Consider the following 6,459-nt stretch of genomic DNA (forward strand, 5'->3'; position numbering starts at 1 on the left):
GTCTCATTTTATCGTTATCAATAAAAAAGGCCCCCCGGTGTGGGAGGCCTTGTTGTTCGTCTTCGCATTCTTTATCACACGACGAAACGCCTCCCGTTCAGGGGAAGGTAAAAAAGAATGCGAAGAAGAACGGCGTAAGTTTCATAAAGTCATCCTGTGATTGATACCGTTAAAGTACCCGCACTGTTTTCACCCTGTCAATAAAAAACAAAAAACGCGCCCGAAGGCGCGTTGGCAGTACACTCAATTTAAAGGATTACTCTTCTTCAACTTGTTCCGCGAAGCTGGCGTCTTTCACCGATGTTGCGGCGCGACGGGCTTCACCTTTGTGTTGCACTTTATTGAGCTGCCGTTCCAGCTTGTTGATCAAATCGTTAATAGCGGTGTACATATCCTCGTGTTTTGCGCTGGCGACCAGATGGCCGTTTGGAGTATTGATAGTTGCGTCAGCGATGAAACCCTGCGGCTCCTTGGACAGGATGATATGTGGATTAATCAAATGAGTTTGCCATTTATCCAGTTTGGCGAGACGGTCTGCGACGTGCTGGCGGATTGCCGGAGTAATTTCCATTTGTTTACTGGTAATGTTCATTGTCATAAATTTTACCTCTTGTCTTTCCGTCTTGGTGATTCCAGCATACCCGACCTAATGTCAAAATGTGTGATTTAGATCACGTTATTTTGTCGGTTTTTGTCAGGGAATCTTTTTTGTGAGGCAGGGCAGGAAGGGGTGAGATTTACCTTGTCGAAGGAAAAAATTGGGGCCATAGTTGACTGGATGTGTTGGGGCTTAAGCGCTTCAGCGACGCGCTAAAATGAATAAAAAAACGGCAGCCTTCGGGCTGCCGTTTTGCATTGAGGCAAGATCAGGTGTTGCTGCTGTTCGCGGCGATGATTTTCGCCACTTTTTCAGCCTGAGCGGTCATCTGCATCTGACGGTAAGCATTTTCCATCAGCTTCAGGCCATCGCGCGTTGCCTGGGTATCCGGATAATCACGCAGCATACCTTCTACGCGGTTAACCACGGCAACCCATGCGCCACGGCGGGTATAGTATTCCGCTACGGAGTATTCATATTTTGCCAGACGATCTTTCAGGAACACCAGACGTTTGGTCGCGTCGGTCACGTACTGACTGTTCGGATAGCCGCGCACCAGCTTGGAGAAGTCATTGAAGGCATCACGCGCATGCTGCGGGTCACGGTCGGAACGATCCACGCCGAAGAAGCCCTGCAGCGCACTGTCGTCCAGCGCCATGTTGGTGAGGCCGCGCATGTACATCACGTAGTCGATGTTAGGATGAGTCGGGTTCAGACGCATGAAACGATCGATAGTTGCCTGAGCCAGCGGCAGATCGGCATTTTTATAGTATGCGTAGATGAGATCTAACTGTACCTGCTGCGAATATGGACCAAATGGATAGCGATTATCCAACGCTTCCAGTTGCGTTATCGCCTGTTTCCAGTTACCGTCCTGCAACTTTTGTTGTGCAGTCGCATAGATTTCATTCGGCGGATTGTCAGGGACCTGTTCATTTGAACCGGAGCAGCCCACCAAAGCCAGGCTCAACGTGGCCGCTGCCACCAGATATTTCATGCGCGTCATGACGTTTTGACTTTCCTCAAATGTTTGTCCGGGAGAAACTCTGTTCCTGCTCCCGATTAAGACCAGCTACAATAGCACACTATATTAAACGGCAAAGCCGTAAAACCCAACGTTAAACGAAGAAGCAGTTTATGGCACAACGAGTAGAACTCACCGCAACAGTCTCCGAAAATCAGCTCGGTCAACGCTTAGATCAGGCTTTGGCCGAATTGTTCCCTGATTATTCGCGTTCACGCATAAAAGAATGGATCCTTGACCAGCGCGTGCTGGTAAACGGCAAGATCTGGGACAAACCAAAAGAGAAAGTGTTAGGTGGGGAAGCTGTCGCCATCAATGCTGAAATCGAAGAGGAAATCCGCTTCGAGCCGCAGGATATCCCACTGGACATCGTCTATGAAGATGATGACATTCTGGTGATCAACAAGCCGCGCGACCTGGTTGTTCATCCGGGCGCGGGGAACCCTGACGGTACGGTACTTAACGCACTTCTCCATTATTATCCGCCGATCGCGGATGTTCCGCGCGCGGGCATCGTGCACCGTCTGGATAAAGACACCACCGGTTTGATGGTGGTGGCGAAGACCGTTCCTGCTCAGACCCGTCTGGTGGAGTCGCTGCAGCTGCGCGAAATCACCCGCGAGTATGAAGCGGTAGCCATTGGGCATATGACCTCTGGCGGAACGGTGGAAGAGCCAATCAGCCGTCACCCAACTAAACGTACCCATATGTCGGTGCATCCGATGGGTAAACCGGCGGTGACGCACTATCGCATTATGGAGCACTTCCGTATTCATACGCGCCTGCGTCTGCGTCTGGAAACCGGACGTACTCACCAGATCCGCGTGCATATGGCCCACATTACCCATCCGCTGGTAGGGGATCAGGTCTACGGTGGCCGCCCGCGTCCACCTAAAGGCGCATCGGATGAGTTCATCAGCGTATTGCGTAAATTCGATCGTCAGGCGCTGCATGCGACCATGCTGCGTCTTTACCACCCTATCACCGGTATTCAGATGGAGTGGCATGCGCCTATCCCGCAGGATATGGTGGATCTTATCGACGCTATGCGTGCTGATTTCGAAGAACATAAGGATCAAGTGGACTGGTTATGACCAAACTGATTGTCCCGGAGTGGCCATTGCCTGCTGGCGTGGCCGCCTGTAGTTCAACCCGTATTGGCGGTGTTAGCCAGGGCGCGTGGGAGTCTTTGAACCTCGGTGCGCACTGTGGCGACAACCTGGAACATGTTGAAGAGAACCGCAGACGTTTGTTTGCTGCGGGGAACTTGCCGTCAAAACCGGTCTGGCTGGAACAGGTTCATGGTAACGCGGTGCTGAAGTTGACGGGAGAACCCTATGCTTCTAAACGCGCTGATGCCTCTTACAGTAATACTCCGGGAACCGTTTGTGCCGTGATGACCGCCGATTGTCTGCCGGTTCTGTTCTGTAACCGTGCAGGTTCCGAGGTGGCAGCAGCACACGCGGGCTGGCGTGGTCTATGTGAAGGCGTGCTCGAAGAAACAGTCGCCTGCTTTAACGATGAGCCCGCCAATATTATGGCCTGGCTTGGCCCGGCCATTGGTCCTCGCGCTTTCGAAGTGGGGCCAGAGGTTCGCGAAGCCTTTATGGAAAAAGATCCGCAATCGGTTGAAGCCTTCCTGCCTTCGGGAGATAAATATCTGGCCGATATTTACCAGCTCGCCCGTCAGCGTCTGAATAACGTTGGCGTGACGCAGATCTTCGGCGGCGATCGCTGCACATTCACCGAAAAGGGTGATTTTTTCTCCTATCGTCGCGACAAGACCACGGGGCGTATGGCAAGTTTCATTTGGCTGATATAACCTAAAGAATCAAGACGATCCGGTACGTGCCGTTTTCTTTTCACATAATTCAGGTCATTAACCTTGAATAATTGAGGGATGACCTCATTTAATCTCCAGTAGCAAATTTGACCTGTTATGGGAGGAGTTATGCGTCTGGATCGTCTTACTAATAAATTCCAGCTTGCTCTCGCCGATGCCCAGTCCCTCGCACTGGGGCACGACAACCAGTTTATCGAACCTCTTCATTTAATGAGCGCCTTGCTGAATCAGGAAGGGGGATCGGTACGTCCTTTATTAACGTCCGCTGGCATTAATGCTGGCCAGTTACGCACCGCTATCGATCAGGCGCTGAGCCGTTTACCGCAGGTAGAAGGTACCGGCGGCGACGTTCAGCCGTCTCAGGATCTGGTGCGCGTGCTGAACCTTTGCGACAAGCTGGCGCAAAAACGTGGGGACAACTTTATTTCGTCAGAGCTGTTTGTTCTGGCGGTGCTTGAATCACGCGGTACCTTGACCGACCTGCTGAAATCTGCCGGTGCGACCACCGCCAATGTGACTCAGGCGATTGAGAAAATGCGCGGAGGTGAAAGCGTGAACGATCAGGGAGCCGAAGACCAACGTCAGGCTTTGAAGAAATTTACGGTCGATCTGACCGAGCGTGCTGAACAGGGCAAACTTGACCCGGTTATCGGCCGTGATGAAGAAATTCGCCGTACGATTCAGGTACTGCAACGTCGTACCAAGAACAACCCGGTGCTGATTGGTGAACCGGGTGTCGGTAAAACCGCCATCGTTGAAGGGCTGGCGCAGCGTATCGTCAACGGCGAAGTGCCGGAAGGCCTGAAAGGCCGCCGCGTACTGGCGCTGGATATGGGCGCGCTGGTGGCCGGTGCGAAGTATCGCGGCGAGTTCGAAGAACGTCTGAAAGGCGTGCTTAACGACCTGGCGAAGCAGGAAGGCAACGTTATCCTATTTATCGACGAACTGCACACTATGGTCGGGGCGGGTAAAGCGGACGGCGCGATGGATGCCGGGAACATGCTGAAACCTGCGCTGGCGCGTGGTGAACTTCACTGCGTTGGTGCCACCACGCTTGACGAGTATCGTCAGTACATTGAGAAAGATGCTGCGCTGGAACGTCGCTTCCAGAAAGTGTTTGTTGCTGAGCCAAGCGTTGAAGATACCATCGCGATCCTGCGTGGTCTGAAAGAGCGCTATGAACTGCACCACCACGTGCAGATCACTGACCCGGCTATCGTTGCGGCGGCGACGCTTTCACATCGTTATATCGCCGATCGCCAGCTGCCGGATAAAGCGATCGACCTTATTGATGAAGCGGCTTCGAGCATTCGTATGCAGATTGACTCGAAACCGGAAGAGCTGGACCGACTCGACCGACGCATCATTCAGCTCAAGCTGGAACAGCAGGCGCTGAAGAAAGAGTCTGATGAAGCCAGTAAGAAACGCCTGGATATGCTCAATGAAGAACTGGACGATAAAGAGCGCCAGTACTCTGAGCTGGAAGAAGAGTGGAAAGCCGAGAAAGCATCCCTTTCCGGCACTCAGACCATTAAAGCTGAACTTGAACAGGCAAAAATTGCCATTGAGCAGGCTCGCCGTGTCGGCGATCTGGCGCGGATGTCTGAACTGCAGTACGGCAAAATTCCTGAGCTGGAAAAACAGCTTGAGATAGCGACGCAGTCAGAAGGGAAAACGATGCGTCTGTTACGTAATAAAGTGACGGATGCAGAAATCGCGGAAGTGCTTGCTCGCTGGACCGGTATTCCGGTGGCGCGCATGCTGGAAGGCGAGCGTGAAAAACTGCTGCGCATGGAGCAAGATCTCCATAATCGGGTGATTGGCCAGAACGAAGCGGTTGAGGCGGTTTCCAACGCCATTCGCCGTAGCCGCGCAGGGCTGTCCGATCCAAACCGCCCGATTGGTTCGTTCCTGTTCCTGGGGCCAACCGGCGTCGGTAAGACCGAGCTGTGTAAAGCGCTGGCTAACTTTATGTTCGACAGCGACGATGCGATGGTGCGTATCGACATGTCTGAGTTTATGGAGAAACACTCCGTCTCACGTCTGGTCGGTGCGCCTCCGGGATACGTAGGTTATGAAGAAGGTGGTTATCTGACGGAAGCGGTTCGCCGTCGCCCTTATTCCGTTATCCTGCTGGATGAAGTGGAAAAAGCGCACCCGGATGTGTTCAACATTCTGCTTCAGGTCCTGGACGATGGTCGTCTGACCGACGGGCAGGGGAGAACGGTCGACTTCCGTAATACGGTTGTCATCATGACCTCGAACCTGGGTTCCGATTTGATTCAGGAACGTTTCGGTGAACTGGACTATAGCCATATGAAGGATCTGGTGCTCGGTGTCGTCAGCCATAACTTCCGTCCTGAGTTCATCAACCGTATTGATGAAGTTGTGGTATTCCATCCTCTGGGTGAGAAACATATTGCGTCGATTGCACAGATCCAGCTGCAGCGTCTGTACAAACGTCTGGAAGAGCGTGGGTATGAAATTCACATCTCCGACGAGGCCCTGAAGCTGCTGAGTGAGAATGGTTACGATCCGGTGTACGGTGCGCGTCCATTAAAACGTGCTATCCAGCAGCAGATCGAAAACCCGCTGGCGCAGCAGATCCTCTCCGGAGAGTTGATTCCGGGCAAAGTTATCCGCCTGGAAGCCAACGACGATCGCATTGTGGCAGTGCAGTAAGTCACAAAACGCAAAAACGAGCCGCTTGCGGCTCGTTTTTGTTTAAAAACCAGGCGAAAATTGAGGTCTGGAGTAAATATTGCCTGAAAAGTGAGCGGTCAGTAAATAATTTTCACTTTACCCTTGCGGCTTCGGAATAACTCCCTATAATGCGCCTCCACTGACACGGAACAACGGCACACACGCCGCCGGGTCAGCAGAGAAAAGCAAAAATAATCGCTTGACTCTGAAGCGGGAAAGCGTAATATGCACACCCCGCGCCGCAGCGAAAAGCGAAGCGGCACTGCTCTTTAACAATTTATCAGACAATCT

The 6,459-nt window shown here is 52.5% G+C and carries 6 protein-coding genes and 1 other annotated feature; of the genes, 3 read left to right on the plus strand and 3 right to left on the minus strand.

Annotated features, from left to right (window positions below; genetic code table 11):
• Window positions 1-20: 20 nt before the first annotated feature.
• Window positions 21-146, minus strand: a sequence feature (Phe leader region).
• From pheL to bamD, 3 genes are all read right to left on the minus strand, one after another.
• A complete protein-coding gene (gene pheL / locus ACMWLG_RS23250) occupies window positions 98-145 on the minus strand; it encodes a pheA operon leader peptide PheL (protein WP_100249759.1) in 48 nt (15 codons plus the stop codon). (Overlaps the previous feature by 48 nt.)
• 110 nt (window positions 147-256) lie before the next feature.
• Window positions 257-598 carry a ribosome-associated translation inhibitor RaiA gene (gene raiA / locus ACMWLG_RS23255; protein WP_045405277.1) on the minus strand — a complete coding sequence of 114 codons (342 nt, stop codon included), beginning with the start codon at window positions 596-598 and terminating at the stop codon, window positions 257-259.
• Between the two features lie 268 nt (window positions 599-866).
• Window positions 867-1,604, minus strand: coding sequence for an outer membrane protein assembly factor BamD (gene bamD / locus ACMWLG_RS23260; protein ID WP_023308867.1), 738 nt, complete (start codon window positions 1,602-1,604; stop codon window positions 867-869).
• Between the two features lie 131 nt (window positions 1,605-1,735).
• Here bamD and rluD point away from each other — a divergent pair, with 131 nt between their 5' ends.
• The 3 genes from rluD to clpB all read left to right on the plus strand — a co-directional run bounded on the left by rluD (window position 1,736) and on the right by clpB (window position 6,147).
• Window positions 1,736-2,716: a 23S rRNA pseudouridine(1911/1915/1917) synthase RluD gene (gene rluD, locus ACMWLG_RS23265; RefSeq protein WP_023308866.1), complete on the plus strand. Its 981-nt coding sequence runs from the start codon at window positions 1,736-1,738 to the stop codon at window positions 2,714-2,716.
• Window positions 2,713-3,444: a purine nucleoside phosphorylase YfiH gene (gene yfiH / locus ACMWLG_RS23270; protein ID WP_045405274.1), complete on the plus strand. Its 732-nt coding sequence runs from the start codon at window positions 2,713-2,715 to the stop codon at window positions 3,442-3,444. Before rluD ends, yfiH begins: the two co-directional genes overlap by 4 nt.
• Window positions 3,445-3,573: 129 nt before the next feature.
• Complete coding sequence (clpB, locus tag ACMWLG_RS23275) at window positions 3,574-6,147, plus strand: ATP-dependent chaperone ClpB (protein ID WP_045405272.1); 2,574 nt, start codon at window positions 3,574-3,576, stop codon at window positions 6,145-6,147.
• The last annotated feature ends 312 nt before the right edge of the window (window positions 6,148-6,459 follow it).

Source organism: Enterobacter sp. 01-M-02-SI-ECC (assembly GCF_047530595.1).
Classification (GTDB): domain Bacteria; phylum Pseudomonadota; class Gammaproteobacteria; order Enterobacterales; family Enterobacteriaceae; genus Enterobacter; species Enterobacter cloacae_M.

Bases quoted from the DNA above. Each gene is read 5' to 3' on its own strand.
- raiA (WP_045405277.1), bottom strand. From the start codon at position 598: ATGACAATGAACATTACCAGTAAACAAATGGAAATTACTCCGGCAATC.
- bamD (WP_023308867.1), bottom strand. From the start codon at position 1,604: ATGACGCGCATGAAATATCTGGTGGCAGCGGCCACGTTGAGCCTGGCT.
- rluD (WP_023308866.1), top strand. From the start codon at position 1,736: ATGGCACAACGAGTAGAACTCACCGCAACAGTCTCCGAAAATCAGCTC.
- yfiH (WP_045405274.1), top strand. From the start codon at position 2,713: ATGACCAAACTGATTGTCCCGGAGTGGCCATTGCCTGCTGGCGTGGCC.
- clpB (WP_045405272.1), top strand. From the start codon at position 3,574: ATGCGTCTGGATCGTCTTACTAATAAATTCCAGCTTGCTCTCGCCGAT.